This is a genomic window from Streptomyces sp. NPDC031466 (genome assembly GCF_055581265.1).
Genome location: NZ_JBVIJT010000004.1, coordinates 310481 through 336480 on the forward strand (window position 1 = coordinate 310481; position 26000 = coordinate 336480).

Sequence of the window (26000 nt, forward strand, 5' to 3'; positions counted from 1 at the left end):
TGTTTTTCTGCCGGAAGGTCCACCGGAAGGTCCGGTGGTACGTCGTCACCGTCTTTGGCGTGATGATGAGAGAACGTGAAAGTCTACGGCCATGACGATGAATGACTACGACCGTGTGCGTGCGGGCATCGAGGCGATGACGGCCTACATTTCCGGCGAGCCCGTAATGGAGGAATACGTCGCGGAGAAGCGTGCCGCCGACGGCAATCTGGATCAACTCGCCGACAGTGCGACAGCGTTGTGTGCCGCATTGCTGTTGCAGCTCGCCGAGATGACCGGAAAGACCCAGCACGAAGTGCTCCAGGAACTGGCCCACGGCCTCAACCGCAACGAGGCGGAGCAGCAGGACTGACCGCGGCACCCTCGCGTCGCGCACATCCGAGAAGGAGCATCCCCATGGACAGTCCGCCGTCGACCGCCGACGGAGCGTGCGCGGGGTTCCCGCACGGGGCCGGGGCGGCCTCCACCGCCCCGGCCGGGCCCGCGGAGGTGTCGTCGGCGTGGGCCACGCGGCGCCGCGCGCTGCGGCGCACCCCCATATCCATGTGGAACGACGACGTATCGGACTGGGCCGCGGCGCTGACGTACTACGCGATCCTCGCGCTGCTTCCCGCCCTGCTCGTCACGGTGAGTCTGATCAGCCTGGTCTCGCCCGCGACGACCGAGGCGCTCATCGCGGAGGTCACCGACTGGGCGCCCGCGGAGTCGGGCCGCTCCCTGCACGAAGCGCTCAGCGAGATGGCCGACGCCCGGTCCGCGGCCCTCATGGTGATGATCGGCGGAGCGGTCAGCGCGGTGTGGTCGGCGTCCAGTTACGCGGCCGTCTTCCGGCGGGCGCTGCACGCGATGCACGGTGTGGAGGACTGCCGGCCCGCGCTGCGCAAGGCGCACCGCGTCCTCATGACCGCGGTGACGCTGCTCGCGCTGCTGGTCGCCAGCGCGCTGCTGCTCGTGTTGAGTGGTCCGCTCGCCGCCGGGCTGGGGCGGCGCGTCGGCCTCGGCGACGCGGGGCGGACCGCTTGGAGCGTGCTGCAGTGGCCGGCGCTGCTGTGTCTGGTGGCGCTGCTCGTCCTCGTGCTCTTTCGCAACGGGCCGCCCGTGGCGCGCGGTTGGCGGCAGATACTGCCCGGCGGTCTGCTGGCCGCGCTGCTGTGGCTGCTCGCCTCCGGCCTGTTCACCTGGTACGCGTCGGGGTTCGGCACCTACGGCAAGCTCTACGGCTCCCTCGCGGGCGTCGTCGTCTTCCTGGTGTGGTTGTGGGTCTCCAATTTGGCACTGCTCGCCGGGGCGCAGTTCACGGTGGAACTGGCCCGCGCCCGGGCCGTCGCGCGCTGACGTCGGGGCGTCGCACGGCCCTCGTCCTGCCGGCCGACCGCCGGAGCCCTCTCGCGGGGTGCCGGGATTTCGCCGAATGTCGGGGCGTCGGACCGTGCTTGGAACGCGCGGACGGAGGAACCCGTCGGCGTGGCACCACCCGCCGTGCCGCCCGGTCCAGAGCCCCAACGCCCCGGAGGTACTGATGGCACGAACAGAACGTTACCGGCAGCTGACGGAAGAAGGCGGTACACGAGAACAGGACGCCGACGCTGCGGACCGGCGCAGAGCGCCGCTGTCCCCCGTGGCGCGCGGAGCCGCGATGTTCGTCGCCTTCGCCGGGATGGTCGCCTTCGGGGTGGTGCTCGCCCGTCTGACCTTGCAGCCCTCGGCGGCTTCCGTGGACCTGACGCACAGCAACTTCACGCCCGGCGACTCCATCCGCGACTATCTCGGCCAGCCCGCCTTCCGCGACACCGTCAAGCAGATAGGCGGCAACATCCTCCTGGGCGTGCCGTTCGGGATGCTGTTCCCGGTGCTGCTCCCCCGTACGCGGGGACTGGTACGGGTGGCGGTGGCCACGGCGCTGACCATGGTGCTGGTGGAACTGGCCCAGGGTGCCTTCGTCACCGGCCGCACCTTCGACATCGACGACGTCATCCTCAACACGACGGGCGCGCTGCTCGGCTACCTCCTGTTGGGGCGGCGGCTCGGGCGGGCCGTGCACCCGCGCCGCCGGCACTGGTGGCACCGGTTCACCAAACGCGGCCTGTCGAGCCCCTGACCAGGCCTTTTCAGGCCTCCTCAGGCCTGGAAAGGTGAATCACCCTGCGAATGTCACCCAATGCGTTTATTTGCCCCCTCCGGAGGTAACTCGCTGTAGCGAAAGCCTCGCGTGAGGGATCCTCTGCGGAAGGCAGGCACATGTCCGCAAGCATGCTGGCCATTTTGGGTGCGGCGGTGGCGATCGTCACCGCGCTGCTGCTCGCCCGCCCGCTGAACCAGACGACCACCGACGACCTGCGGCGCCGCTTCGGCCCTGAGTTCGATCGCGCGGTGACACGGAACCAAGGGGACACGGCGGCCGCCGAGCGGGAGCTCAGCGAGCGGCTGCGGCGCTTCGGCGGTCTGCGGGTCAAGGGGCTGACCACGGAGGTCCGTGAGCGCTACGGCACCGAATGGGCCCTCGTGCAGGAGCGGTTCATCGAGGCCCCGGGGCAGACGGTCGCCCGCGCCAACGCGCTGCTCAACCGGCTGGCCGTGGAGCGCGGCTTCCCCGCGGAGTCGCGTGAGCGGCAGGCCGACGCCCTGTCCCTGCACTGCCCGCGGCATGCTCAGGGCAGCCGCGAGCTGCACGAGTGCGCGCAGCGTGCGGCCGCCGGCGAGACCGACACGGAGTCCATGCGCCGCGCGATGCTCGCCGGGTACCAGCTCTTCCACGAGCTGCTCCTGGCCCGGCCGCAGGACCGCAAGGCCGACGCGCAGGCCGGTCACCCCCGGCCGTACCGCCCCTTCGGGGTGCCGTCCCAGCGCACGGCCCACTCCACCCGGCGCTGACGCCGGGCGCTCCGGGCGCACCGGGCAGCCGGCGGACAGGGGGTGCGCGTCACCCATGACGTGGCGCCCCCTTACGCTGTGCGGATGTTCGTCTACGCGCCGGCAGCCCTGCTCTTCCTCGTCTTCTGCTGGCGGGTACTGCGGGAACGCCGAAGATTCGGCAACGCCGTGCTCCTGGGGCTCGCCGTCGTGTGCGGGCTGGTCGCCTGGATGTCCCAACTGCTGCGGTCGGGGTCGACGTCCGGCCTGGTCATCGCCTTCTCCCTGCTGACGGTCGGCGCGCTCGGGATCCTCGTCCTGACCTACCTGCTGTTCGTCAACGGCCTGCGGATGGCGCGCAAGGAGGGCAGGAGCCCGACCAATCTGCTCTCGCTGATGGCCGCCCTGGGCATCCTCGGCGTGATCGCCTTGGTCATCACGGCCGCGGTGGTGCGGACGCCGCTGCTGCTCGGGGTGGGGGCGGCCGCCCTCGGCCTGTCGGGCTACATCTCGTTCCTGTTCCTGAGCTTCGTCTGCTACGCCTTCCTTTACGGGCGGCTGCGGATCCGCCGCAAGGCCGACTTCGTGGTGGTCCTCGGCTCGGGGCTCGTCGGCGGCTCGACGGTACCGCCGCTGCTGGCCAGTCGGCTCGGGCGGGCGCGGGAGGTGCACGAGCGGCTCTCCGCGCGCGGGGGCTCCCCCGTGCTCATCACCTCGGGCGGTCAGGGGCCGGACGAGGAGCTGCCGGAATCCCACGCCATGGCCGACTATCTGACGGAGCGCGGTTTTCCGGCCGACCTCGTCGAGCGGGAGGACCGGTCGACGACCACGGAGGAGAACCTGCTGTTCAGCAAGGCCATCATGGAGGCGGCGAAGCCCGACTACCGGTGCGTGGTCGTCACGAACAACTACCACGCCTTCCGCGCCGCGGTCACCGCCCGGCGGCTCGGCGTCAGGGGCCAGGTGGTCGGCGCGCCCACCGCCCGGTACTTCTGGCCCAACGCGACGCTCCGCGAGTTCGCCGCCGTGCTGGTCGCCTACCGCTGGACCAACCTCGCCATCTGCCTGCTGTTCGTGCTCGGCGGAGTGCTGGTCTGGTCGGCCCGTTAGCGCGAGAAGCCCCCGCGTCACCGGTTCCCCGTGTCATCGGCCCCCCCTGGTCCGGTCGTCACCCGTTCGCCGATCCGACCGGCCGCGTGGCGGGGGCTACTCCGCGTGGCCGTGTCCGGCGCGCACAGGGAGCTGGTTGCGCCTTGCATGAGGGGCAGCGCGGAGTCCGCAGGGAGGCGTGCTCCCGGCCGCGCGAAGGATCGAGGTCTCCACTCATGCGCGTCCGTCCCACCGTCACCGCAGCCGTGTTCACCGCCATGGCGTTCGCCTCGCTCGCTCCGCAGGCCCGGGCCGAGACAGAACCTCCGACGGCGCCGCACACGCGCGGCGACATGGAAGAGACGATGCCGATGGAGGAGGAGGCCGAGAGGCCGATGGAGGAGGAGGCCGGGCGGCCGCCCGAGGAGGCCGGGGGCCGGCCGTCGCTGTCGATCACACCGAGCCCGGGCAGGCCGGGGCAGTCGGTGGTCGTCTCCGTCAGCGGCGGATGCCACGCCCCGTCGGCCACCGCCCGCTCCGACGCCTTCACCCAGAACGTCCAGCTGTCCACCGGCTCGGCCGGCATCTACACGGGGACGGGCACCCTTCGCCCGGACGCCCACTCCGGCACCCACACCGTGCACGTCTCGTGTCCCGGCGGCGGCACGTCCACGTACTCGATCACCGTGGCGGGAGAGGCCACGCCGACCCCCGAGCGGGGTGTGCGGGCGGGGACGGGCGGGTCCCGGGGCGCGGACGCCGTATATGTGGGGGCCGGCGTGGCACTGATCCTCGCGGCAGGCGGATACACCGTGTACCGGGCGCGGCGCCGGGAGGCCTGACGCGCGCGGACACACCGGTGGCCGGGAGGAAGTCTCCCGGCCACCGGTGTGTCAGGTGCTTTCGCCCCGCGGCGGGCCGCCGCTCAGGCCGCTTCGAGCGCGGAGTCGATCTCGCGGAGGAAGTCGTCGAGGTCGTCGGGGTTGCGGGAGGTGATGAGCTCCCAACCCTTGGCGTCGCAGCGCATGACCGACTTGTCGACCCACGTGCCCTTGGCGTTGCGGATGTCGGTGGCGACCGAGGCGTAGGACGTCAGGGTCTTGCCGTCGAGCACGTCGGCCTCCACCAGCAGCCACGGGCCGTGGCAGATGGCCGCGACCTTGCGGCCGGGCTCGGCGAAGGAGCGGACGATGTCGACGGCGCTCTCCTCCAGGCGCAGGGTGTCGGCGTTGACCGTGCCACCGGGTACCAGCAGCAGGTCGTAGGAAGAGGCGTCCACGTCGGCGAGGGTGAGGTCGGCGTCGACGCTCTTGCCGGGGTCCTTGTCCCCGACCAGGGTGCGGATCTCCTGTGCCGAGACGGCCGCCACGTCGACGTGCGCGCCGCGGGAGCGCAGGTGCTGCACCGGCACCACCAGCTCGTCCTGTTCGACTCCGTAGTTGGTCACGATCGCCAGTACGCGGCGGCCGTTCAGGGTGTTGTCAGCCATTGACGTTGCCTTCCTGGTGCTGTGCTGTTTCCTTCGGCTTCCTTCGGCGCTGTCTTCTTCGAACGCCGAGTTCTTCGTGCGCCGTGTTCTTCGGCCTCAGCGGGCGGTGCGGCCGGACACCATGCGGTAGAGGAACAGGACGACCACCGATCCGACGACGGCGGCGATCCACGTCGACAGGTGGAAGAACCCGTTGATCGACTCCACCCCGAAGATCACCTTGCCGAGCCAGCCGCCGAGCAGCCCGCCGACGATGCCGATCAGCATGGTGACGATGATTCCGCCCGGGTCCCTCCCCGGCGTCAGTGCCTTCGCGATCGCCCCTGCGATCAAGCCGACCAGAATCCAGGCGATGACGCCCACGGTGCTACCTTCCGTTCACTTTCGAAGTCGATCGGTCGCTCCGGTACCCGCCTTCAGCATGACCACACTCTGGGGCGGCGCCAGACGAGTCCGGCGACCGGAGCAATGTACGGGTGCCCCGGTGGGTTCGGCGGCACTCGGGACCAACGACTCTCCCGGCAGGGCACGAAGTCCTGATGTCCGGCCCCGACGGATGCCGTACGGGGTCCGTCGGGGCCGGACATCAGCAGCCGGACATCAGCAGAGCTCCGCGACCGTCAGTAGAGCTTGTTGACGGCCGTGGCGGTCGTGGCCTTGAAGTCGGAGACCTGGGCGTTGGCGAAGCCGCCCATCTGACCCCACTGCACGAGCGTCACGGTGGTGCCGTCGCGCCCCACCGAGAACATGTTGATGTCGGAGGCCCCCCACGAGGCGACCGTGTGGACGCCGTAGACATGGGCGCCCTCCTCGACGTTCACCTTGCCGTAGTACTTCTGCTTCGCGGTGATCTCGGGGTCGAGCTTCATCACCGTCTCGGCGCACCCGTCGAGCTTCTTGCGCAGCAGGGCCGCGAAGTCCTTGGCCCGCTGCTCGCTGCGCTCGACCACGGTCACCTGCAGCGCGCCGGTGTCCAGGTCCGTGCGGTACACACGGTGCACGGAGGTCGACGGCAGCGCCTCACCGACACACATCGGCAGGGGGTCCGGCTGCCCCGCCGTCACCGGCCCGGCCTGCCAGGCCGAGGAGGCGTGCGGCGGCAGTTCGGAAGCCGCCAGGAAGCGGGGGGTGTCGTCCGCAGCGGAGGCCGGCACCGTTCCCGCGGCGACACCGGACGCGGCCAGTACGGCGGCCGCGGCGAGCAGCCTCTTGTCGATACGCGTGTTCATCCTCATCGTTCCCCCACATGGTTTCGGTCGGTCGGCGTGCTTCGGACGGATCGGTCCGCCCTTGGATCCCACGCCCCATACGACCCGCCACACCCCGGGGTCGTTGCCCTCTCGCGCGTCACAGGTCTGTCCGCCATGTCACCGAACGGCAACACGCCGCCTCACACCAGCCCCGTCACGGTCACGGAGACCCGCGGGAGTTCGGGTGTCCCGACCGCTTCGCGCACGGTCTCGGCGACGGCGGCACGCACCGCCCGTGTGACGTCCACCGCGCGGTGGCCGCGGTGCAGGACGACGTGGACCTCCACGTGCCACCGCCCCGTGTCACCGCCCCCTCTCAGGCGTACGCCCGCGGAGCGCCCGGACCGGCCGGGGCCCGCACCCCCGCCGTCCCGGTTCAGCCGGGTCAAGGGGCCCGAGGCGCGCAGCAGTTGAGCCAGGCCGGGGCGCAGGAAGGCGACCCCGGCCGTGCCGAGCACCGCCCGTGCGACGGCGTCGGTGAGATCACCGGAAGCGGGCTGTTCGGTCACGGCTGCCGTCCTTCGGTGTCGTCGTCGCCGGTGATGTCCGTGATCGTCACGTCGACGGCCAGGACCGGCATGCCCAGTTCGGCGCGGACCGCCGCCAGGACCCGCCGGCGGACCCGCTCGGCGGTCTCCCGCAGATTCGGGGCGAGTGCCGCCTCCACTTCGAGGCGGATCATGACGGGACCCCTGCGCGACCGGTCCCGTGGTCCGGCGGGCTCGTCGGTCTCGGGCGGGACCTCGATGCGGCAGCTGCCCGCCCGCACCCCCGCCAGGCTCTCCGCCGCCGCGCGCACGGTCCGGGCGGCGGCCGCCTCCACGATCCACGCGTCCTCTTCCTCCTCGCCGAGCGGAAGCGTCCGGCCGGGCCGCAGTTCGAGCCGCACCACGTCCATGACCCGGCCGACGAGCGCGGAGGCGTCGGCCTCCCGCTCGCGCGGTTCCCGCCGGCGCGCGGCGGAGACGACGTCCTCCAGACGGCGCAGGGTCTCCAGCGCCTCCGTGCAGTGCGGGCACCCGGCGGCGTGGGGGTCGGCCTCGCCGCTCTCCCCGCGCTCCCAGACGCCCCACAGGTCCCGTCCGCACGGCAGCGGCTCGCGCTCCGCGAAGTCCTCGTCCGGCTGCCGCCCCCCGGTGACCGCTCCGTGCTCCGCGCCCGATCCGGTCTCCTCGTTCATCGCCATGCGGCCATCGCCTCCGTGAGATAGCGCCGCGCCCGAAAGACGCGGCCGCGCACCGCCTCCGGGCTGATCCCGACCGACTCGGCGATGGATTCGTAGGAGAGGCCGTTGAGTTCGCGCAGCACCCAGCACACCCGTTGCTCCGGTGACAGACCCGCCATCGCCCTGGTCAGGTCCGCCACGGCCGCGTGCCCCTCGGCCACCCGTGCGGGCGAGGCCTCGTGGTCCGGCGCCTGCGGCTCGGGCACACCCGCCAGGTCGAGGGCCGGGCGGCGCGCGCGCAGCACGTTCAGGCACCGGTTGGTGACGATCCGGTGTATCCAGGTGCCGAACCGCGCGTCGGCACGGAACTCCGGCAGCTTGCGCCAAGCGCTCACGAAAGACTCCTGCACGGCGTCCTCGGCCTCCGTCCTGCTTCCCAGCAGCCGCGTCGCCAGGCGCAACAGTGGGGGCGCGTGGCGACGCACCAGTTCCTCGAAGGCCTCTTCGTCACCTTCCCCGGCCCGTACCGCCAGCAATCCGTCGTCGTGCCGTGCGGGCTGCTCCGCTCGGCCCTCGGGCGCTCGGCCCCGGTCCCCGGGCACACGCGGCTCCTCTCATCCAGGTCGTGCTCGTACGACACACGGAAGGCCGCCGGCGTTACGCGGCGAGGGCACGTTACCTCCCGGAAGGAGAAGTTCTGCCGAGGCGCGTAACGAATTGCCGGCAACCGTGTCAGACAAGCGGGAAGCCGGGCACCCGGTCGGGTGCGCAACGCACCGGCGACCGACGGCATGACTTCGACCGAGGAGATGGCGGCATGACGACTCAGGACATCCGCTCGAACGCGACCACGTCCGGTGGCGACCCCGCCGACCCGGCGGGCTCGACCGGTTCCACCGGCACGATCCACAAGAGCGCGGGCACCACCACCGTGACGGGCCGGACGGGCCCGGGCGAGCCCGCCGCGACGCGTGGGAAGACCTCCATCGCCGACGTCGTGGTGGTGAAGATCGCCGGCATGGCGGCGCGGGAGATCCCCGGCGTGTTCGACATGGGCGGCGGACTCTCGCGCACCCTCGGCGCGGTCCGCGACCGCGTCCCCGGCGGACGCCCCAACGTCGGACGCGGGGTGAAGGTGGAGGTCGGCGAGCGGCAGACGGCCATCGACCTGGACATCGTCGTCGAGTACGGCGTGCCGATCACCGACGTCGCGCACGACGTGCGCGAGAACGTCGTCGCGGCCGTGGAGCGCATCACGGGCCTGGAAGTCGTCGAGGTCAACGTCGCGGTCAACGACGTGCGGCTGCCGGACGACGACGCCGCGGACTCCACGGGCGAGACGCGCGTGGAGTAGCGCCCCGAGCGGGTCCGGGCATGGCCGTGGTGTCTCCTTCTGTGGTGTGAGGTGAGTGGTGAGCACAGCTCTGGCCGGCATGATCGCCGGGATGGCCCTCGGCTTCGCCGGGTGGTTCGGCGGTTTCGGCGCCTTCCTTCTGGTGGCCGCGCTCGGCGCGGTCGGCTTCGTCGTGGGGCGCCTGGTGGACGACGGCACGGACCTGCGGTCCTTCCTCGGCGGCCGTGACCGGGAGCGGCGATGAGCGTGCCGGCGGCGGACCGCGGCGCGACCACCGTGGCCGAGCGCGCGGTGCGCCGCATCGCGGAACGGGCCGCCACGGAGGCGCTGCCCTCGGGCGAGATCCAGGCCGCCCGGGGGGCCGCCGCCGTGCGCGGCCGCCGGGCCCGGGTGAGCGTCGCCGTGACGCTGCCCTATCCGACGGTGCTCGATGACGCGGGCGAACGCGTGCGCTCGCATGTCGCCGACCGGACGGCCGGACTGACCGGACTCGTCGTGCCCTCGGCACGGGTGCGGGTCCGCGCCCTGCGGGTGCGGGAGCCGAAGCAGGGTGCGGAGGTGGCCGTGCCGGGGTCGCGGGCGGCGCGGGTCCGGTCCGGGACCGGGCGGCCCTGGTCGCAACGCCGGGTCCCCGCCGCGGTGTCGGCGTTCGGCTGCGCGGCGGTCTGCGGGGCCTTCCTGTACGACGTGGTCCGGGTGCACGCGGCAGGCCGTCCGCCCGCCCGATGGCGGGCCCGGCTCATGGAGTGGCTGGTCGCACACGGCCCGGACCGTGCTGTCTGGCCCGGCGTGGTGCTGGCGGGTGCCGTGTTCCTGCTCGGCGTGTGGCTGTTGGTACTGGCGCTCACCCCGGGTCGGCGGAGCCTGCTGCCGATGGCGGCGCCGGCCAAGGGCGTCCGGGCCGTCCTCGACCGGCGGGCCGTCTCGGCACTGCTGCGCGACGCCGTGTCGGAGGTGCCGGGGATCACGCGGGTGCGCGTGCGGGTCGGCCGGCGCGGGGCGCGGGTACGCGCCCGGCTCGGGTTCGGCGGCCTGGACTCCGCGCGCCGAGCGGTGACGGAGGCCTGCGAGGAGGCGCTGGCCGATTGTGGCCTGGCGAGGGCCTCACAGTTGAGGGCGCGGGTGCGGACCGATCCCCTCTGGCGCGCTCCGACACCGCCCGGGCCGAGCACGGGTTCCGGCTCGGCCGGTTCACTCGTCCCGCCCTCCCCCACGCCGGACGCCACGACGGCTACGACGGCCACGCCGGCTACGACGCAGAGGAGCAGCCGCACATGAGCCGGTTCCGTAACGGCACCAATCGCGCCGTCCTGGCCTGCGTCGGCGCGGCACTGGTGGCAGCGGGGGCGGTGCTGGGCTCGGCGACCGGTGTCGTGCGCGACCGGCTGCCCTCGGACTGGCCCCGGCTCGGTTCCGACAGATCGTGGCTGGACGGGGACGCCCTCGGCCGCTGGCGGGACCAGGGCTGGTGGCCGCCACTCGTGATGAGCGCGCTGGCCGTCGGCGTACTGCTGTCGCTGTGCTGGGGCGTGGCGCAGGTCCGGGCGGGGCGGCTGCGTGAACTGCCGCTCGGGCAGCCGGAGGTGACGCTGTCCGGCCCCGCGCTCGCCGCGGCGATGGCCGAACGGGCCCAGGGGCTCGACGGGGTGGCCCGCGCGCACGTGACCCTGCTCGGCCGTCCGCGGCGGCTGAGGGCGCGCATCACTCTGGTCCTCACCGTCGACGGCCGCCCGGAGGCCGTACTGGGCGATCTGGTGCGCCGGACCGTCGCCGAGGCGAGGGCCGCGGCGGCGCCCCGCCCCTTGACGGTCGAGGTACGGCTGACGGCCCGTCACCACAGGACTCGACGGCTGCGTTGACCTCGGGGGCGACCACAGGCCGACCTCAGAGTGACCTCAGGAGTGGTCGTACCAGGTGAACGATGCGATCCGCCAGCCGTCCTCGCCGCGGACGAACTGGATGCTCTTGGTGCCGCTCCCCTCGAACGGTTCGCCGTCCAGGATTCCCGACTTGCGGTACTCGCCGAACCGCGCCGCGATGTCGCCCACGATCGAGGTCCGCTCGGAGGTCTCCCATTCGGAGAACTCGACGAGCCGGCCGTCGGCCAGCAGCCGTTCGCGGGGCTCGATGAACTCCTCCACGGTGTAGGCGGTGAGCTTCTCGCCCGTGCTGACGATCACCCCGCCGGGGAGCATCAGGCGACGCAGCCGGGCCACGTCGGCGGGCTTGCCGCCCCGGTTGTCGAAAGCGCCGAAGAAGTCGGCGGTCAGCGTGTCTATCTCAGCCTTGGACATGGCGCGACGGTAGCAGCGCGGTGCACGGATGCCGGGGGTACGGGTCGTACGGCTTCTTTCGTCAGGGCGTTGCTGATCCTGCGGGCGAGCAGTGGCGTCCACGTTGCGCCAGGTCGGCTCCGGTCGGCGTGTCATCCGCGCGCTGAGCCGCGAGCCGTAGGGTCCTGCCACCGGTACGACGTGCGCAGGGCCCCGGCGGTCCGCAGCAGCCGGTCGGCCGGTTCCCGCAGGGTCGGGTGTGCCAGGACCGTGTTCCGCAGGCCGCGCACGGGTCCGCGCCACAGGCGGTGTGCGGCGGCCACCGGGTGGGGGCGGGTCGCGAAGCCCTCGCCCACGCGCAGCTCGCGTGTCTTGAGCCAGTCCTTGTACTCCTTCTCGCCCCGCCCCATGTCCATCAGTCGCACCCCGGCGCGCCCCGCCGCCTCGGCCATGCGCAGGTGCATCATCAGGCCCGGCGAGTAGGAGCGGAACGCGGGGTCGTACGCGGTGAACCACGCCGCGAGGACCGTGCGCGAGGCGGGCCCGAAGTGCGCGGCGACCGGCCGGTCACCGGCGTAGACGACGGACAGCACGCCGGTGAGGTGCTCCTCGCGGACCCGGAAGAGGTGGTCGACCAGGCCGACGATCCAGGGCCGCGCGAACCGGTCCATCCGGCCGGTCCTGCGGTACTGGGCGGACTTCCAGCGCATGAGGGTGCGCAGTACGCGCGGGTCGCGCTCGTCGTAGACGAACCGCGTCTCGCCGACGTCGCGGGCCAGGCGGCGCTCCTTCTTCAGGGCCGTCTTGGCCAGCCCGGGGTAGGCGGCGCGCAGCCACTGGGGGTAGTTGCCGTCGCCGGCCGTCAGGTCGAGCACCGGCGAGGCGAACGTTCCCGTGACGTGGTCGGTGAAGGGTTTCTGCTCCTGGACGAGGTGGTCGAACTCGAAGACCGAGAGGCCGCAGGCCTTCAGCAGGTCCTCGGTGTCCCAGGTCACTCCGGGGCGGTGCACGAGCGCCTGGCAGTCGGAGAGGCCGAGCCCGATGGCGCGGCCGACACCGAGAGGGTTGCGTTCGTACGGGAGGAAGCCCACGGGCCGGTCGTTCTCCCGTAGGACGGCCACCTGCGCGCCGGCCCGGAATCCGGCGACGCCTTCCGCGAACTCCGGTGCGAGGAAGGGGTTGGCGTACTCGGGCGACTCGTCCATCGCCCGGTGCCAGGCCGAGCGCAGGGCGTCGCTCAGCCCATCGAGCCCGTGGATGGTGATGTCCACCTCAGATCGACCGTCCTCTCGGCGATGCTCAAAGGTCGCGAAAGCGTACGCATGTGTCAGGGGTGCCGACGGGCCGCGCGGGTCAACCCGGCCCCTCCCTCGGCCGGTCGGCCGGCCGACCCCGCACGGCGCCGATCTGGACCAGCGCCTCCTGGAGGGTTGTCGGCCGCAGCGCGCCGCGCACCGCCGGTCCCGCCCAGCCCGGGCCGCCCAGCATGACGACGGGCCGGCCGCGGGCGCCGCGCACGCCCCAGCGGGTGTCGGCGAGGTGCCGGGCCAGTGGCACGCTCGCGGTGGAGCGGGCCTGTGACCACAGGACGACGACCTCGGGGCCCGTCCTGCGGACCGCCGCCGAGACCGCCTCGACGGGCACGGCCGCGCCGAACATGCGCTGGGGGACGCCCAGTTCGCCGAGAGCCGCGCTGAGCGCCTCCAGCGGGAGCGAGTGCTGCTCGCCGGGGACGCAGGCCAGCACGAGCGGTGTCGCGCGGGGCGAGGCGTTCGCAGGGGTGGCGCACCGGTGCAGGGTGCGGGAGACGTGCCAGGACAGCAGGTGCTCGACCTCCACGTACCGGTCGCCCGCCTCCTCCCACTTGCGGCCCACCGCGTGCAGTGTCGGCACCATCACTTCCTGCCAGGCGGTGATGAGGCCGTGGCGCTCCACCGTCTCGGTCAGCAGGTCCTGGACGGCGGGCGCGTCGAGCCGGACGGCGGCGCGGGCAAGGCCCTTTCGCCGGCGGGCGAGGGAGTCGGGCGGTCCGGTGCGCGCCGGACCGGGGGTGCGGGACGGGCGCCGGGGCGCGGGCACGAGGGTGGGAGCCGGGCCCGTGTCCCGGGGAGCGGGGGTGAGTTGGAGGGCCGTGCGGGCGGCGTCGGCCGGAGGTACGCCCAGGGAGGTGAGGCGGCCCATTTCCTCGACGACCGCGATGTCCCGCTCCGACCAGCGGCGGTGGCGGCCGGGCTCCCGCCGGGCGGGGCCGAGGCCGTACCTGCGGTCCCAGGTGCGCAAGGTCGTGGGTGACACTCCAAGGCGTCTCGCCAGGGCGCCGGTGGTGAGGGCGGCCCCCTCCGGCGCACCGCCCGTCCCGCCGTCCCACGCCTCGTCCGGCGGGCGGTCCCGCACCTCGCCGGTGCGTCCCCTGCGTCCCGGAGGCTGGCTCATGCGCTCACGATACGACGCACAACCGATGCGGGTTGCCGGGTGTCCGAGGCTGCTCCCAAGATGACCCAGCCGCGGCCGAAACCGCGGCCCGCCTGACCGATTCGCTTCGGGAACGAGGCGTCGGCGACCACTACGAGGAGCGGACGAGGCGTCGATGAGCACAGCGGTGTCACAGCCCGCGGCGGCCTTCGGCGAAGTGCCGTGGAGGGAAGACGCGTTGGCGGCGGGGCTGGCCCGCGGTGACGAGGCGTGTCTCGACGCGGTGTACCGCAGGTGCGGGCCCCGGGTGCGGGCACTGGCGTGGCGCGCGCTCGGCGACAGCCGCGAGGCGGAGGACGTCGCCCAGCAGGTCTTCCTCGCCGCGTGGCGCGGCCACGCCGGGTACCGGCCCGAACTGGGCAGCCCCATGGCCTGGTTGACGGGCATCACGCGGCGGAAGGTCGCGGACGCGTTGACGGCGAGGACGCGCAGGGCGGACCTCGTGGACAACGCGGGGCTGCTGCACGCCACGGGCCGCCCCGGACGCCCGGAGGCGGACGTGGTCCTCGACCGGGTGCTCGTGGAACGGGAGTTGGCACGGCTTCCGGCACCGCAGCGGACGGTGCTGCGCCTGACGTTCTACGAAGATCTCACCCAGCCGCAGATCGCCGAGCGCACCGGGTGGCCGCTGGGCACGGTCAAGAGCCACGCGCGGCGCGGCATGCACCGGCTCCGCACGCTGCTGGGGGACGTCTCCCGCGAAGCGTGAGACGTCCTCGGCCGGAGGAAGCGAGAGAAATTCTCGGCCTGGTGCATCCGGGCGCCCCCGGCCGGCGGAAGCAAGGGGCAGCCCTTCGTGGTCGTCGCCGACTCGGGGTCGGCAGGGGGCGCCCGGACCTCGCTCCCCACGCCTCTCAGCGGGGTCGGCGCCGCTGAGGGGCGTCGCCGTCACCCCCGAACGGCGGCGGAGGACCGTGGGGGCGCCCCGTGACGCGCGGGCGCGTCCCCACGGCCCGACGCGGCCCTCCACCGCTGTCCGTACGCGGCCTCTCCGCCGCTGCAACGCGGCCCCCTTGGCCACACCGCGGGTCGAAGGCGCGGCCGGTGGTCCTACCAGAAGCTGACGCGCGCGTACCTCCACGGTCTGCCCCGGGTCCGACCACGGGGCGACGTGCCGACAACGGGCCGCGCACTAGCGTCACTCGACATGAGACCAGCCCGAAACGCCACGCGCCGCAACACCCTCGCCGCCGCTCTCGTCCTCGCCCTCACGGTGCCCGCCGTCAGCGGTGCGACCGCGCACTCCGCGCCCCGGCCGGCCGGCTCCGCACATGTCACGGCCGATGAACCGTCGTCGGCTCCGCTGCGGCTGCCGCGCCCCACCGGGCCGTACGCGGTGGGACGGGACACCCTGCATCTGGTCGACAAGAGCCGCCGGGATCCATGGGTGCCGTCGGCGGGCGCGCGGGAACTGATGCTGTCCGTCTACTACCCCGGCCGGCACAGCGGCGGGCGGCCGACCGCGTACACCTCCGAGGAGGAGGCCCGCCTCCTGCTGGAGTGGTGGGGCGTGCAGGGGCAGCTCTCGCCCGCCGCGTACAGCGCCACCCGCACCCATGCCCGCTCCGGGGCACGGCCCGCGCCGGGGCGCTTCCCGTTGGTCGTGCTCTCCCCCGGCTTCAGCGCGCCCCGGTCCACGCTCACCCACCTCGCCGAGGACCTCGCCGCCCGGGGGTTCGTCGTCGCCACCGTCGACCACGCGTACGAGTCGCTCGGCACGGCGTTCCCCGGCGGGCGGATCCTCACCTGCGAGGCCTGCGGTCCCGCCGAGAAGCCGGGGATGGGCAAGGTCATCACCGAGGGACGGGCCAAGGACCTGTCCTTCGTCATCGACCGGTTGACCGGCCGCGACGCCGCCTGGCAGCACTCCCGAATGATCGACCCCCGCCGGATCGGGGCCGGCGGGCACTCCATCGGGGGCGCGGCCGCACTCGCCACCATGACCCACGACGGCCGCGTACGGGCGGGCATGAACATGGACGGCCACTTCCACACGGACCCCGGCGGGATCGACGGCCGCCCGTTCCTGATGCTCGGCACCGAGGCGGAGCACACCCCGGGGCGCGGCGACGGGGAGAACTGGGACAGCACCTGGCAGGGCCTCGACGGCTGGAAGCGGTGGCTCACCGTCAAGGGCGCCGGGCACTTCACGTTCACCGACGTGCCCGTCCTGGCGGAGCAGGCCGGGATGGTCGATCCCGACGTGCCGCTCTCCGGGGAGCGGTCCCAGCGGATCACCCGCGCCTACGCCGGCGCCTTCTTCGAGAAGTGGCTGCGGGGAGCGCCGCGGCCGCTGCTCGACGGCCCGGCACCTCAGCACCCCGAGGTCGCCTTCCCCAAGCGCTGACCGGCCGAAGGAGCGGCCGCCCGGCTCGGCTCCGCGCCGAAGACCGGTGATTTCACCGATGTGCCCGGGGCGGGTGTGCCCGGACAGTTGCCGCTGCCAGCAAACGCTCGCCGAAAGGACACGACCGCCGTGCAGCAGCTCACCGACGCATTCCTCGGCACCCCGCCCCCTCCGCGTCCGACCCGCCGGCTCCGTCCGCGCCTGGTGCGGGCCGGGCTCGCCGCCCTGCTCGCCGTGGGCGGGCTGATCACCGCGCAGTCGGGCAGCGCCGGCGCCGCGGAGAACCCGTACGAACGCGGTCCCGCGCCGACCGTCTCCAGCATCGAGGCCCCCCGCGGCCCCTACGCCGTGTCCGAGACCCGCGTGTCGTCCCTGAGCGTGACGGGCTTCGGGGGCGGCACGATCTACTACCCGACGTCCACCGCTGACGGCACGTTCGGCGCCGTCGCCGTCTCGCCCGGCTACACGGCCACCCAGTCGTCCATCTCCTGGCTGGGGCCACGGCTCGCCTCGCAAGGTTTCGTGGTCTTCACCATCGACACCCTCACCACCCTGGACCAGCCCGCCAGCCGGGGCAGCCAACTCTTGTCGGCCCTTGACTACTTGACGCAGCGCAGCTCCGTGCGCGACCGCGTCGACAGCAGCAGGCTCGGCGTCATGGGCCACTCCATGGGCGGTGGCGGCACTCTGGAGGCCGCCAAGGACCGCCCCAGTCTCCAGGCGGCGATCCCGCTGACCGGCTGGAACCTCGACAAGACCTGGCCCGAACTGCGCACCCCCACCCTGGTCGTCGGCGCGGACGGCGACACGGTCGCCCCCGTCGCCACCCACTCGGAGCCCTTCTACGAGACCCTGCCCGCCTCGCTCGACAAGGCGTATCTGGAGCTGAACAACGCGACCCACTTCACGCCCAACACCTCGAACACCACGATCGCGAAGTACAGCGTCTCGTGGCTCAAGCGGTTCATCGACAACGATCAGCGCTACGAGCAGTTCCTCTGTCCGCTGCCCCGCCCCAGCACAACGATCGAGGAGTACCGGGGCAACTGCCCGCACACCTCCTGAGAACGCCTCCGCTTGAGGGTTCGAGGAGGGTTCCAAGAAGTTTTACGCCGAAGTAACGTGACGGTCGTGGCCGGACTGACGACTGCGACGGGTCCCCTCCGGATATACGGCCGGAGCGCTCAACTGCACGCCGTCGACGCCCTCTTGACCGGCGTGCGCGAAGGACGGGGCGGAGCCCTGGTGCTGGCCGCGGCACCAGGGCTCGGCCGCACCACGCTGCTCGCCCACGCCGCCCACCGGTTCCGCTCTTCGGGGACGGGGACGGTTTTGAGCACGCGCGCCGTCCCCGCCGAGTCCCTGATCCCGTACAGCGGCGTCCACTCCTTGTGGTGTGCGGGAGCGCCTCTGCGTCCGCTGCCGGAGGGGCCCGGGGCCCTGCTCTCCGTGGTGCGCGACCTCGCGGGCGGGCATCCGCTGCTGATCTGCGTGGACGACGTCCATCTGTGGGACACGGCTTCCCGCGCGGCCCTCGGCTTCGCCGCCCGCCGCCTCGGCGGGCCCCACCCCGTCGCTCTCCTCCTGTCCGTCGCGGCGCACCGCGCGGACGATCCCCATCTGGCCGCGCTGCCCGTCCGGCGCCTCGACCCGCTCGCGCCGTCCGAGGCGGCCGCGCTCTTCGACGACGTCACCACGGGCGGCGCCGACCCGGACGTACGGGAGGCGGTTCTCCGTGCGGCGGGCGGCAACCCCGGCCTGGTCCACGCCCTTATCGGCGGGCTCACGCCTGATCAGCTGGCGGGGCGGGCGCCACTGCCCCGACGGGTGGCCGAAGGGGCGGTGTCCCCGCCGTACGGCGGCATCGATCCGGCCGAACTCCCCAGGGACACGGCGCGGTTGCTGCTCATCGCCGCCGCCGTCCACGACCCCGGGGACGAGCCGGCCGGCGCGGACCTGGACCTCGTGCTGCGGGCCGGCGCGGCGGCCGGCCTGGACGGTGCGTCGCTGCGTGCGGCGGAAGCGGCGGGGATCGTGCGCCTGAGTGCCGGCCGCGTCCACTTCGGCGCCCCCGAGCTGCGCCGGGCCCTGTACACCGGGGCCCCGGCCGCCCGCCGCCGTACCGCCCACCGACTGCTGGCCTCGGCCCTCGACGACGGGCGCACACCGACACTGCTCCAGCGGCTGCACCGGGCCCTGGCGGCCGAGCGGCCCGACGCCCGTCTCGCGACGGCGCTGGCCGTCGAGGCACGCGCGCCCGGGACCGCTCCGTCCCACGCGCTGCGCGCCGCGGCCCTGACCGCGGCGGCGGATCTCACCCAGGCGTCACGCGAGCGTGCCCTGCGGCGTGCCGCCGCCGCCCACCACGCCCGTCTCGCGGGCCGCCCCGCACAGGCCGATGAGCTGCTCAGCGCCGCCCGCGCCGAGTCGAGCGATGCCCAGGTGCGGGGCGCGGTCGCACTGGTCCGGGGCCGGCTCACGCTCGGGGACGGCCCCGTCGCCGATGCCCGCGAGGCGCTCCTGCTCGCGGCGGAACTCCTCGCTCCGTACGACCCGGACGGCGCCCGGGAGGCCCGGCTGTGCGCCATGGCGGCGGCCTGGGACATGGGGGACGCCGAGGCCTACCTCGCGGCCCTCGGCACCCCCCGTGAGACCGGGACCAGCGGCCCGCCGGCCGGGGGCGCCGACGCGCTGGCCGAGGAGTACCGCGCCGCCATGTCCGTCGTCATGAGCGGGCGGCTCGGTGCCGCGAGCCCCGGCCTGCGCGACGTCGTGGCACACGGCGCGGGGGCGGACGAGCCGTCACGGCTGCTGCGGGCCGGGGTCGCCGCCCTCCTCGTCGGGGACTTCGATGCGGCCTCCCGCGTCAACGCCCGGGCCCTGGCCGCCGCGCGGGCGCGGGGCACGGAGATCCACGTACCGCAGGCTTTGGAGTACCTCGCGTACGCCGAGCTGCGGGCCGGGCGGCACGCGCGCGCCCGGGCCCACGCCGAGGAAGGATTGCGCACCGCCGGCCGTACCGGGCAGCGCAACATCGCCGCCCAGCACCACGCGATCCTCGCGCTGGTGGCGTCGGTGGAGGGCGAGGACGAGGCGGTCGCCGCCCACGCGGCCGCCGCGGCACGGACCGCCGGGCGGCACGGCCTCGCGCAGGCCTCGACCCTGGCCCAGTGGGCGCTGGCCCGCCTCGACCTGAGCCGCGGCCGCGCCCCTGAGGCCGCCGCACGGCTCGGCCCGGTGGTGCGGCCGGGGCCGCGCCGGGGCCACTTCGCCGTGCGGATGCTCGCCGTGCCCTGCTTCGTGGAGGCGGCCTGCCTGGCCGGGGAGGAGGAGAGCGCGGCCCGCGAACGGGTCGCGGAGTTCGCCGAGTGGGCCGCCCAGGGCGCCGACCCGCAGGCCCCCGCCCAACTGGCCCGCTGCCACGCCCTGCTCGCGGGCCCCGCGGACGGCGACGCCCTGTACACCGTCGCGCTCGCCCGCCATGAAGAGGCCGGCGGCGACTTCGAGAACGCCCGTACGCAGCTCCTGTACGGCAAGTGGCTGCGCCGCAGACGCCGTCCCGGCGAGGCCAGGGGGCGGCTGCGGGACGCCCTCGTCTCCTTCGAGCGGTGCGGCGCCCGCGCCTGGGCCGAGCAGGCGCGCGCCGAGCTGCGCGCCACCGGGGAGGCGTGGAGCACCGGAGTGCCGGGCGGCCTGTCGCGGCTGACCCCGCAGCAGCTGCGGATCGCCCACTGTGTCGCGGAGGGCGCCACCAACCGTGAGGTGGCGCGGCGCCTGTCGCTGAGCCCGCGGACCGTCGACCACCACCTGCGGAACGTCTTCGCGCTGCTCGGGGTACGCTCTCGCGTCGAACTGTCCCGGCTCGTGGCCAGGTCCGAGCGGCTCACCGCCCACGACGAGGCGTGAGGTCCGCCGGATTTCTGTTATCCGGGCGCGGGCCGCGCGTCTCCCTTGTGTCGGAGGAGACAGGTCCCCACACAGAAAGTGGTCACAGCGTGAGCAGCGAACGCCAAGTCGCGATGGTCAGGGCAGCGCAGGACGGCAACCAGCAGGCGCAGGACGCGCTCGTGGCGGAGTACCTGCCGCTGGTCTACAACATCGTGGGGCGGGCCCTCGGCGGCCACGCGGACGTCGACGACGTGGTGCAGGAGACCATGCTCGGCGTCCTCGGCGGCCTGGACGGGCTGCGCGATCCGGCCCACTTCCGCAGCTGGCTGGTGGCCATCACCATGAACCGGATACGCGGGCACTGGCGTGAGCGCGCCACGGGCGCGATACCGGCCGGTGGCGGCCCGGTGGACGGCTACGACGTCGTGGACCCGGGCGCGGACTTCGTGGACCTGACCATCGTGCGGCTCGGCCTGTCCGGGCAGCGCAGGGAGACCGCGGAGGCCACGCGGTGGCTGGACGAGGACGACCGGGGTCTGCTGTCGCTGTGGTGGCTGGAGTCCGCGGGCGAGCTGACCCGGGCGGAGGTCGCCGCGGCCCTCGACCTGTCCCCGCAGCACGCGGCGGTGCGGGTGCAGCGGATGAAGGCGCAGCTGGAGACGGCGCGGGTGGTGGTCCGCGCCCTCGCGGCCGAGCCCCGCTGCGCGGCGCTCGGGCAGCTGACCGCGGGCTGGGACGGTGTGCCCTCGGCTCTGTGGCGCAAGCGGCTGGCCCGCCACGCGCGCGACTGCGTGGCCTGTTCGGGGCACTGGACGGACCTGGTGCCCGCCGAGCGGCTGCTCGTGGCGCTCGCCCTCGTCCCCGTCGGTGCGGCCCTGACGGAGCGGGTCACCCGGCCCGACCTCGGCACGGTCGGCTCGGTCTCGTCCGCCCACGCCGCCGGCGCGCCGGTGCCCGCGCGGACGCGGGCCCGCCGAGGGCGCGCCCGACGCCGGCGCCGCACCGCGGGCGCGGCGGCCGCGGTCGTCGCGCTCGTCGCCGGGGGCGCCGCCCTCCACCTGCTGACCGGCCCGGAGACGGACGAGACCGCCCCGGCCACCGCCGCGGCACCGGCCTCCCCCGCCGCAGCCGAAGCCTCCAAGAGCGCGTCCCCCTCCCCCAAGCGCTCCGCCTCCGCGTCGGCCGAGCCCACCCCGAGCAGGACGAAGGCGAAGAAGAAGCCGAAGGCGAAGCCCACGCCGAAGCGCGAGCCGAGCCCCGCCAGGACCGCGCCGAAGCCCAGGCCGAAGCCGAAGGCGCCCGAGCCCACCCCGGCGGCCACGCCGAGCGGCACCGCCGCACAGGTCGTCGCCCTGGTCAACGCCGAGCGCGCCAAGGCGGGGTGCGGGCCCGTCCGTTCCAACGGCCGGCTCGCCGCGGCCGCCACCAAGCACTCCGCCGACATGGCGGCGCGCGACTACTTCGACCACACGAGCCCGGACGGCACGGACCCCGGCGACCGCATCACGGCCGCCGGCTACCGCTGGAGCACCTACGGCGAGAACATCGCGCGCGGCCAGCGGACCCCGGCCGCCGTGATGGACTCCTGGATGAACAGCGCCGGGCACCGCGCCAACATCCTCAACTGCGCCTTCAAGGAGCTGGGCGTGGGCATCCACAACGGCTCGGGCGGTCCCTGGTGGACGCAGGCGTTCGGCACCGCGCGCTGACTCCCGCCCGGCGGACGGGAGCCCTCAGCCGACGCGCTGCGTGTGGAACTGTTCGAGACGGCGCTGCGCCAGCTGCAGTGTTCCCGGCCGGCGGCCCGGCACCCGGCGGCGCAGGCGGATCAGGTCGGGCCCAAGAGCCCGGACGGTCTCGGCGTCGCGTACGCGGTCCCACAGGTGGTGGGCCCGGTCCGCCGCGGCTTCCACCTGCGGGGAGTCGGGGGCCTGCCCGGCGGTGAGGCGGGCCTCGGCCACGGCGAGCCAGATCTCGCAGCTGCGCGCCGGGTCACCGGCGAACCGGGCGAGATCCGCACGGACTTCCATCCAATGGATGACCTCGTTCGAGCCCGGACCGTGCGCGCGCAGCGCGGTCTGCTCCCAGGAGGCGGCGAGGGCCGCCGCCTCCTCGTGCCGGCCCGCCTCGACGGCGGCGGTGATCGCGGCGTGCGGATCGGCCGCCCCGGCGTGCGGCTCGGGCCCGCCCGCCGGGGCGGCTGGCTCCGGCGGAGGGCCGGCGGTGAGCCGCTGGTGGGCGGCGGGCGGTGCCAGGCGGGGCTCGTCGGCGACCACGAGGTCCTGCGCGCCCTCGGCGAGGGACTGGGCGATCGCCTGCTCGTGAAGGTGCGGGAGCGGAGGCCGGTGGCCGCTGCGCAGCACGGTGGCGAGCGCCTTCATGTAGGCGGGGGCCGCCGGGGCGCGTCGCTTGGCGGGCGGGGCGATACGGCCGTACAGCGCGACGCCGGCTCCCGCGTCGAGCGGGTGCTCGTGCAGGGCCTGCCAGCTCTCGGGGTCGGTGTGCAGGTCGGCGATGAGGGTGGTGCTGCCCGCGGGGCGCAGCCGGAGTTCCTGGGTGAACCAGTGCCAGGGGAACCCGGTGTAGCGCATGGTCGCCGGGGTGGTGCGGGCGAGCGCCAGATGCAGGTGGCGCTGGCGCCGGTCGAGATGGACCTGCCCGACCAGGTAGACCGTCAACGGCCCCGGCGCCATGGCGGCGGCCCGCAGCCGGGTCAGGACCGTCTGCGGGTCCAGCGGGTCGGCCAGTTCCACCACGCTCGCGGTGTCGGTCCCGGCGAGCGCCGCGGGCGACACCGCCGCGAGTACGGGAAGTACGGAGGCCGCGTCGACGAGCCGGCTCTTGCTGACGGGGGCCGCCGCGATGAGCAGCGCAGTACCTGGCATCGGCCCCTCCCTATCGATCACCACGTCAGCACCGTATCCGCTGCTTGCGCCGGGCACGACAAGCAGGCGGTGATCCGTTCGAATTGCCCGGGCGGCCCCGGCGTACGGCGATGGGGGCCGCCGCTGTCGTCGGCGGGTCAGGGCCGGGTGCCGACCACCCGAAACGCAACTACAGTAAGTAATCAACTACTTGTGTCGTGATCCATCGGCCGGTTCGTTCAAACTACCGGCCGGGCAAGGGTACGAACGGCGCTGAGCGGGAACGATGAACATAGGAATTCGGTACCGCCCTGGAATTCGGCGGCGCCCGATGCCACTCTGCACCAGCCGCACCACCCTCCAATTGATTACTCTCAGTGAAGGAGGCAGGACACTGCTGGACTGGGAAACGGGCACCGCCGACTTCACCTTCGGCCTGCACCATCGCGTGGTGAACGGCACGGATGTCCTTGCGTTCTGGGGCGAACTCGACGCCTGGGCCGACCAGGAGCTCACCCCTCGTGTGACGGCACTGCTCGACCGAGCCGGTCAGCAGGTCGTCGCGGACCTTCGGAAGGTGACGTTCCTCGACGCCGGCGGCCTGCGGCTGCTGGTACGGATCCGGCAGCAGGTGGCCGCGGGACAGGGCACGCTGTGGCTCGTGCCGGGCAGTGCCCGCAACTGGCGCGTGCTGCGCATCACCCGCCTCGACCGGAGCTTCACGATCCCGGCCGGCGCGCCGTACACCAGCGCGCGACCGGGTGCGCGGAGCGTCCACCACTGACCCGCCCCCGCCGGTCGGGGGCACATCGTGACCGTTCGGACCGCATAAGGAGAGGCCCTCGGGGCATTGGGAAGCCATGCATCTGCCTTCGGTGACAGCACACGGAAAGGGCCGGGCCCGACGGGCGGCCAAGGGGACGACCGTCGCCTCGATCGCCCGCGCCGGATTCATCGGCCGCGGAGTGATCTACCTCCTCATCGGGGCCCTGGCCCTGCGGATCGCCTTCTCCGACGGTGGGAGCCGGCAGGCGGATCGCGGCGGCGCCGTGGCGGAGCTCGCGGACCGGCCGTTCGGCAACATCCTGCTGTGGCTGCTCGGCATCGCCCTGGCCGGAATGGCCCTGTGGCGGCTCTCGGAAGCCTTCTTCGGACAGGCCGGCCCGGACGGTGGCAAGGCGAGCAAGCGGGCGATGTCCGGCGTGCGGTGCCTCTTCTACATCTTCGTCGCGTACTCCGTCCTCGCCTACGCGACCGGTGACGAGGGCAGTGGCAGCGGCTCGAGCGACCGGCAGACCAAGGACGTGACGGCCAAGGCCTTCGACTGGCCCGGCGGGCGGTGGATCGTCGCCGCGGCGGGTGCCGCCGTGCTCGTGGCGGGGCTCTGGATCGCCGGCCGCGCGCTCATGCGCAAGTTCCACAAGCGGCTGCGCCTGTCCGAGATGTCGCATCGGGTACGCCAGGCCGTGGACGTCCTCGGTGTCTTCGGCGGGGTGTCCAGGGGCGTCGTCTTCGCGGTGGCCGGCGGTTTCGCCGTCGCCGCCGGTGTGCGGCACAAGTCCGGCGAGGCCAAGGGCATGGACAACACCCTGCGCTCCTTCGCCGACACCGGCTTCGGCCCCTGGCTGCTCGCGATCATCGCCGTCGGGCTCGCCGCCTTCGGCCTCTTCTCCTTTGCCAACGCGCGCTGGCGCAAGCTCTGACGCGACACGTGGTGGCCCGTTCACCTGCTCACTTGATCACCCACTCATCCGTTCGCCTCGTCATCTCGTGACCCCGTGGTCGGGACCGGCGTTCGCACCGCGCAGCAACCAGACCTCACCACGAGGGCCCTGGGCGCGGGGCGGACGCCGGTCGTCGTCGTGGGCGCCCGGTGGTTGTCACACGTCCTCCCCATACCCGGGCGTATCCCCGCAGTTCGGCGCCCCACCTCCGTGACACACAGGTCCAGCGTCGACCTGGACGCCGCCTTTGACGCCCATGACGCCTGCCGCCCGGCGAAGGCCCTGCACCCTGTCCTGACCGCCCGGGGAACGCGCCCCGCGCACCGTCCGACGGCGCGGGGCTGCGATCCTGGCCCGGTGACCGGAATCAAGTGGCCCACCAGCAAGAACCGCCGCCCGCGGACCGCACGCGTCGGCATCGGCGGCGCGCTGCTCCTCGCGCTCCTCGGCTCCCTCGCCACCGCCTGTTCGCCGGCCCCCGGTTCCCCCGCCGGTGACGCCGTCCGGCGCCCGCCCGTCGACGCACCGTTCGACTACCAACTGGGCGGCGCCTACCGGCCCCCGGCGAAGGTGCGGGCTCTCACGCGCGATCGCGCCGCCGATCCCGCCCCCGGTCTGTACAACATCTGCTACGTCAACGCCTTCCAGGCCCAACCCGGCAGGAAGGCCGCGCGCTGGTGGCAGCGGGAGCACCCCGAGCTGCTCCTGCGCGACGACGCCGGGCGCACGGTCGTCGACGAGGACTGGCACGAGCCCCTGCTCGACATCTCCACCCCCGCCAAGCGCTCCGCCCTGCTCGATGTCGTCGGCGAGTGGATCGAGGGGTGCGCCGAGGCCGGTTTCGACGCCGTGGAGCCCGACAATCTCGACTCCTACGAGCGCTCCGAGGGGCTGCTCACCGTGGACGACGCGGCGGCCTTCGCCCGGCTCCTGGCCCGCCGCGCCCACGACGAGGGCCTGGCCATCGCCCAGAAGAACACCACCGACCTCCTGGCGCCGCGCCGCGCCATCGGATTCGACTTCGCCGTGACCGAGGAGTGCGCCCACTACCGGGAGTGCCCCGCCTTCGAGGTGGCGTACGACGGCAGGGTCTTCGACATCGAGTACGAGAAGAAGGACTTCGACGCCGCCTGCCGCTCCTGGGGTGCGAAACTGTCCGTGACCTTGCGCGACCGTGACGTCCTGCCCGCGGGCGAGGGCGGGCACGTGTACCGGCACTGCTGACCGCGCGGGCC

General features: G+C 73.6%; 28 protein-coding genes. 18 read left to right on the forward strand and 10 right to left on the reverse strand.

From position 1 onward, the window contains the following. Nucleotides 1–91 precede the first annotated feature (91 nt). The 6 genes from ACZ5GP_RS10255 to ACZ5GP_RS10280 all read left to right on the forward strand — a co-directional run bounded on the left by ACZ5GP_RS10255 (nt 92) and on the right by ACZ5GP_RS10280 (nt 4781). Nucleotides 92–352 carry a hypothetical protein gene (locus tag ACZ5GP_RS10255; RefSeq protein WP_358588724.1) on the forward strand — a complete coding sequence of 87 codons (261 nt, stop codon included), beginning with the start codon at nt 92–94 and terminating at the stop codon, nt 350–352. Nucleotides 353–396: 44 nt separating this feature from the next. After that, nucleotides 397–1335 (forward strand): YihY/virulence factor BrkB family protein, encoded by a 939-nt coding sequence (locus ACZ5GP_RS10260; RefSeq protein ID WP_468750414.1) that lies wholly within the window; start codon nt 397–399, stop codon nt 1333–1335. Nucleotides 1336–1519: 184 nt separating this feature from the next. Continuing rightward, nucleotides 1520–2098 carry a VanZ family protein gene (locus tag ACZ5GP_RS10265; protein WP_468750415.1) on the forward strand — a complete coding sequence of 193 codons (579 nt, stop codon included), beginning with the start codon at nt 1520–1522 and terminating at the stop codon, nt 2096–2098. Nucleotides 2099–2238: 140 nt separating this feature from the next. Beyond that, nucleotides 2239–2871 (forward strand): hypothetical protein, encoded by a 633-nt coding sequence (locus ACZ5GP_RS10270; protein ID WP_468750416.1) that lies wholly within the window; start codon nt 2239–2241, stop codon nt 2869–2871. An 84-nt stretch (nt 2872–2955) separates the two neighbouring features. After that, complete coding sequence (locus ACZ5GP_RS10275) at nt 2956–3960, forward strand: YdcF family protein (protein WP_468750417.1); 1005 nt, start codon at nt 2956–2958, stop codon at nt 3958–3960. Nucleotides 3961–4175: 215 nt separating this feature from the next. Next, nucleotides 4176–4781 (forward strand): hypothetical protein, encoded by a 606-nt coding sequence (locus ACZ5GP_RS10280; protein ID WP_468750418.1) that lies wholly within the window; start codon nt 4176–4178, stop codon nt 4779–4781. A gap of 83 nt (nt 4782–4864) precedes the next feature. On the opposite strand, the gene ACZ5GP_RS10285 is transcribed toward ACZ5GP_RS10280, so the two are convergent. From ACZ5GP_RS10285 to ACZ5GP_RS10310, 6 genes are all read right to left on the reverse strand, one after another. Next, nucleotides 4865–5428 (reverse strand): type 1 glutamine amidotransferase domain-containing protein, encoded by a 564-nt coding sequence (locus ACZ5GP_RS10285; RefSeq protein WP_468750419.1) that lies wholly within the window; start codon nt 5426–5428, stop codon nt 4865–4867. A 96-nt stretch (nt 5429–5524) separates the two neighbouring features. Next, nucleotides 5525–5791, reverse strand: a complete 267-nt coding sequence (locus ACZ5GP_RS10290) for a GlsB/YeaQ/YmgE family stress response membrane protein (RefSeq protein ID WP_468750420.1) — start codon at nt 5789–5791, stop codon at nt 5525–5527. A 257-nt stretch (nt 5792–6048) separates the two neighbouring features. Further along, entirely contained in the window at nt 6049–6663 is a 615-nt protein-coding gene (locus tag ACZ5GP_RS10295; protein WP_468750421.1) for a hypothetical protein, read from the reverse strand. Nucleotides 6664–6818: 155 nt separating this feature from the next. Further along, nucleotides 6819–7187, reverse strand: coding sequence for a hypothetical protein (locus ACZ5GP_RS10300; protein WP_468750422.1), 369 nt, complete (start codon nt 7185–7187; stop codon nt 6819–6821). Continuing rightward, a complete protein-coding gene (locus ACZ5GP_RS10305) occupies nt 7184–7864 on the reverse strand; it encodes an Asp23/Gls24 family envelope stress response protein (protein ID WP_468750423.1) in 681 nt (226 codons plus the stop codon). The genes ACZ5GP_RS10300 and ACZ5GP_RS10305 overlap by 4 nt, the downstream gene beginning before the upstream one ends. Beyond that, nucleotides 7855–8445: an RNA polymerase sigma factor gene (locus tag ACZ5GP_RS10310; protein WP_468750424.1), complete on the reverse strand. Its 591-nt coding sequence runs from the start codon at nt 8443–8445 to the stop codon at nt 7855–7857. Before ACZ5GP_RS10310 ends, ACZ5GP_RS10305 begins: the two co-directional genes overlap by 10 nt. Nucleotides 8446–8660: 215 nt before the next feature. On the opposite strand from ACZ5GP_RS10310, the gene ACZ5GP_RS10315 reads away from it, so the two are divergent. The 4 genes from ACZ5GP_RS10315 to ACZ5GP_RS10330 are packed head-to-tail and all read left to right on the forward strand — an operon-like array spanning nt 8661 to nt 11056. Continuing rightward, nucleotides 8661–9197: an Asp23/Gls24 family envelope stress response protein gene (locus ACZ5GP_RS10315; RefSeq protein WP_468750425.1), complete on the forward strand. Its 537-nt coding sequence runs from the start codon at nt 8661–8663 to the stop codon at nt 9195–9197. A gap of 58 nt (nt 9198–9255) precedes the next feature. Continuing rightward, a complete protein-coding gene (locus ACZ5GP_RS10320) occupies nt 9256–9441 on the forward strand; it encodes a hypothetical protein (protein WP_468750426.1) in 186 nt (61 codons plus the stop codon). Further along, nucleotides 9438–10475, forward strand: a complete 1038-nt coding sequence (locus tag ACZ5GP_RS10325) for a DUF6286 domain-containing protein (RefSeq protein ID WP_468750427.1) — start codon at nt 9438–9440, stop codon at nt 10473–10475. Before ACZ5GP_RS10320 ends, ACZ5GP_RS10325 begins: the two co-directional genes overlap by 4 nt. Continuing rightward, nucleotides 10472–11056, forward strand: coding sequence for an alkaline shock response membrane anchor protein AmaP (locus ACZ5GP_RS10330; RefSeq protein WP_468750428.1), 585 nt, complete (start codon nt 10472–10474; stop codon nt 11054–11056). Before ACZ5GP_RS10325 ends, ACZ5GP_RS10330 begins: the two co-directional genes overlap by 4 nt. A 36-nt stretch (nt 11057–11092) precedes the next feature. Here ACZ5GP_RS10330 and ACZ5GP_RS10335 read toward each other — a convergent pair whose 3' ends face one another. The 3 genes from ACZ5GP_RS10335 to ACZ5GP_RS10345 all read right to left on the reverse strand — a co-directional run bounded on the left by ACZ5GP_RS10335 (nt 11093) and on the right by ACZ5GP_RS10345 (nt 13903). Continuing rightward, nucleotides 11093–11491, reverse strand: coding sequence for a nuclear transport factor 2 family protein (locus ACZ5GP_RS10335; RefSeq protein ID WP_468750429.1), 399 nt, complete (start codon nt 11489–11491; stop codon nt 11093–11095). A 131-nt stretch (nt 11492–11622) separates the two neighbouring features. Beyond that, on the reverse strand, nt 11623–12741 hold the full coding sequence (locus ACZ5GP_RS10340) for a GNAT family N-acetyltransferase (protein ID WP_468750430.1): 1119 nt from the start codon (nt 12739–12741) through the stop codon (nt 11623–11625). 82 nt (nt 12742–12823) lie between these two features. Then, complete coding sequence (locus tag ACZ5GP_RS10345) at nt 12824–13903, reverse strand: MerR family transcriptional regulator (protein WP_468750431.1); 1080 nt, start codon at nt 13901–13903, stop codon at nt 12824–12826. 154 nt (nt 13904–14057) lie between these two features. Between ACZ5GP_RS10345 and ACZ5GP_RS10350 the strand changes: the two genes are divergently transcribed. The 5 genes from ACZ5GP_RS10350 to ACZ5GP_RS10370 all read left to right on the forward strand — a co-directional run bounded on the left by ACZ5GP_RS10350 (nt 14058) and on the right by ACZ5GP_RS10370 (nt 21886). Then, a complete protein-coding gene (locus tag ACZ5GP_RS10350) occupies nt 14058–14651 on the forward strand; it encodes a sigma-70 family RNA polymerase sigma factor (RefSeq protein WP_468750432.1) in 594 nt (197 codons plus the stop codon). 438 nt (nt 14652–15089) lie between these two features. Continuing rightward, the gene (locus tag ACZ5GP_RS10355) at nt 15090–16289 is read left to right on the forward strand and encodes an alpha/beta hydrolase family protein (protein ID WP_468750433.1); all 1200 of its coding nucleotides are present in this window, start codon (nt 15090–15092) and stop codon (nt 16287–16289) included. A gap of 201 nt (nt 16290–16490) precedes the next feature. After that, nucleotides 16491–17354 (forward strand): bis(hydroxyethyl) terephthalate hydrolase, encoded by an 864-nt coding sequence (gene bdeA, locus ACZ5GP_RS10360; RefSeq protein ID WP_468750722.1) that lies wholly within the window; start codon nt 16491–16493, stop codon nt 17352–17354. 66 nt (nt 17355–17420) lie between these two features. Further along, the gene (locus tag ACZ5GP_RS10365) at nt 17421–20195 is read left to right on the forward strand and encodes a helix-turn-helix transcriptional regulator (protein WP_468750434.1); all 2775 of its coding nucleotides are present in this window, start codon (nt 17421–17423) and stop codon (nt 20193–20195) included. An 89-nt stretch (nt 20196–20284) separates the two neighbouring features. Further along, complete coding sequence (locus ACZ5GP_RS10370) at nt 20285–21886, forward strand: sigma-70 family RNA polymerase sigma factor (protein WP_468750435.1); 1602 nt, start codon at nt 20285–20287, stop codon at nt 21884–21886. Between the two features lie 24 nt (nt 21887–21910). Here the strand turns inward: ACZ5GP_RS10370 and ACZ5GP_RS10375 are convergent, their stop codons facing one another. After that, entirely contained in the window at nt 21911–23062 is a 1152-nt protein-coding gene (locus ACZ5GP_RS10375) for a hypothetical protein (protein ID WP_468750436.1), read from the reverse strand. Nucleotides 23063–23372: 310 nt separating this feature from the next. On the opposite strand from ACZ5GP_RS10375, the gene ACZ5GP_RS10380 reads away from it, so the two are divergent. The 3 genes from ACZ5GP_RS10380 to ACZ5GP_RS10390 all read left to right on the forward strand — a co-directional run bounded on the left by ACZ5GP_RS10380 (nt 23373) and on the right by ACZ5GP_RS10390 (nt 25989). After that, nucleotides 23373–23825, forward strand: a complete 453-nt coding sequence (locus tag ACZ5GP_RS10380; protein ID WP_468750437.1) for an STAS domain-containing protein — start codon at nt 23373–23375, stop codon at nt 23823–23825. A 76-nt stretch (nt 23826–23901) separates the two neighbouring features. Continuing rightward, a complete protein-coding gene (locus ACZ5GP_RS10385) occupies nt 23902–24744 on the forward strand; it encodes a DUF1206 domain-containing protein (protein ID WP_468750438.1) in 843 nt (280 codons plus the stop codon). 387 nt (nt 24745–25131) lie between these two features. Then, nucleotides 25132–25989 carry an endo alpha-1,4 polygalactosaminidase gene (locus ACZ5GP_RS10390; RefSeq protein ID WP_468750723.1) on the forward strand — a complete coding sequence of 286 codons (858 nt, stop codon included), beginning with the start codon at nt 25132–25134 and terminating at the stop codon, nt 25987–25989. Nucleotides 25990–26000 lie beyond the last annotated feature (11 nt).

What these genes read in the sequence shown, in the direction of transcription:
- ACZ5GP_RS10335 (WP_468750429.1), bottom strand. Translation starts at nt 11,491, where the DNA reads ATGTCCAAGGCTGAGATAGACACGCTGACCGCCGACTTCTTCGGCGCT.
- ACZ5GP_RS10275 (WP_468750417.1), top strand. Translation starts at nt 2,956, where the DNA reads ATGTTCGTCTACGCGCCGGCAGCCCTGCTCTTCCTCGTCTTCTGCTGG.
- ACZ5GP_RS10325 (WP_468750427.1), top strand. Translation starts at nt 9,438, where the DNA reads ATGAGCGTGCCGGCGGCGGACCGCGGCGCGACCACCGTGGCCGAGCGC.
- ACZ5GP_RS10305 (WP_468750423.1), bottom strand. Translation starts at nt 7,864, where the DNA reads ATGGCGATGAACGAGGAGACCGGATCGGGCGCGGAGCACGGAGCGGTC.
- ACZ5GP_RS10260 (WP_468750414.1), top strand. Translation starts at nt 397, where the DNA reads ATGGACAGTCCGCCGTCGACCGCCGACGGAGCGTGCGCGGGGTTCCCG.
- ACZ5GP_RS10280 (WP_468750418.1), top strand. Translation starts at nt 4,176, where the DNA reads ATGCGCGTCCGTCCCACCGTCACCGCAGCCGTGTTCACCGCCATGGCG.
- ACZ5GP_RS10255 (WP_358588724.1), top strand. Translation starts at nt 92, where the DNA reads ATGACGATGAATGACTACGACCGTGTGCGTGCGGGCATCGAGGCGATG.
- ACZ5GP_RS10355 (WP_468750433.1), top strand. Translation starts at nt 15,090, where the DNA reads ATGAGACCAGCCCGAAACGCCACGCGCCGCAACACCCTCGCCGCCGCT.
- ACZ5GP_RS10285 (WP_468750419.1), bottom strand. Translation starts at nt 5,428, where the DNA reads ATGGCTGACAACACCCTGAACGGCCGCCGCGTACTGGCGATCGTGACC.
- ACZ5GP_RS10330 (WP_468750428.1), top strand. Translation starts at nt 10,472, where the DNA reads ATGAGCCGGTTCCGTAACGGCACCAATCGCGCCGTCCTGGCCTGCGTC.
- ACZ5GP_RS10270 (WP_468750416.1), top strand. Translation starts at nt 2,239, where the DNA reads ATGTCCGCAAGCATGCTGGCCATTTTGGGTGCGGCGGTGGCGATCGTC.
- ACZ5GP_RS10385 (WP_468750438.1), top strand. Translation starts at nt 23,902, where the DNA reads ATGCATCTGCCTTCGGTGACAGCACACGGAAAGGGCCGGGCCCGACGG.
- ACZ5GP_RS10315 (WP_468750425.1), top strand. Translation starts at nt 8,661, where the DNA reads ATGACGACTCAGGACATCCGCTCGAACGCGACCACGTCCGGTGGCGAC.
- ACZ5GP_RS10380 (WP_468750437.1), top strand. Translation starts at nt 23,373, where the DNA reads ATGCCACTCTGCACCAGCCGCACCACCCTCCAATTGATTACTCTCAGT.
- ACZ5GP_RS10265 (WP_468750415.1), top strand. Translation starts at nt 1,520, where the DNA reads ATGGCACGAACAGAACGTTACCGGCAGCTGACGGAAGAAGGCGGTACA.
- ACZ5GP_RS10375 (WP_468750436.1), bottom strand. Translation starts at nt 23,062, where the DNA reads ATGCCAGGTACTGCGCTGCTCATCGCGGCGGCCCCCGTCAGCAAGAGC.
- ACZ5GP_RS10345 (WP_468750431.1), bottom strand. Translation starts at nt 13,903, where the DNA reads ATGAGCCAGCCTCCGGGACGCAGGGGACGCACCGGCGAGGTGCGGGAC.
- ACZ5GP_RS10295 (WP_468750421.1), bottom strand. Translation starts at nt 6,663, where the DNA reads ATGAGGATGAACACGCGTATCGACAAGAGGCTGCTCGCCGCGGCCGCC.
- ACZ5GP_RS10350 (WP_468750432.1), top strand. Translation starts at nt 14,058, where the DNA reads ATGAGCACAGCGGTGTCACAGCCCGCGGCGGCCTTCGGCGAAGTGCCG.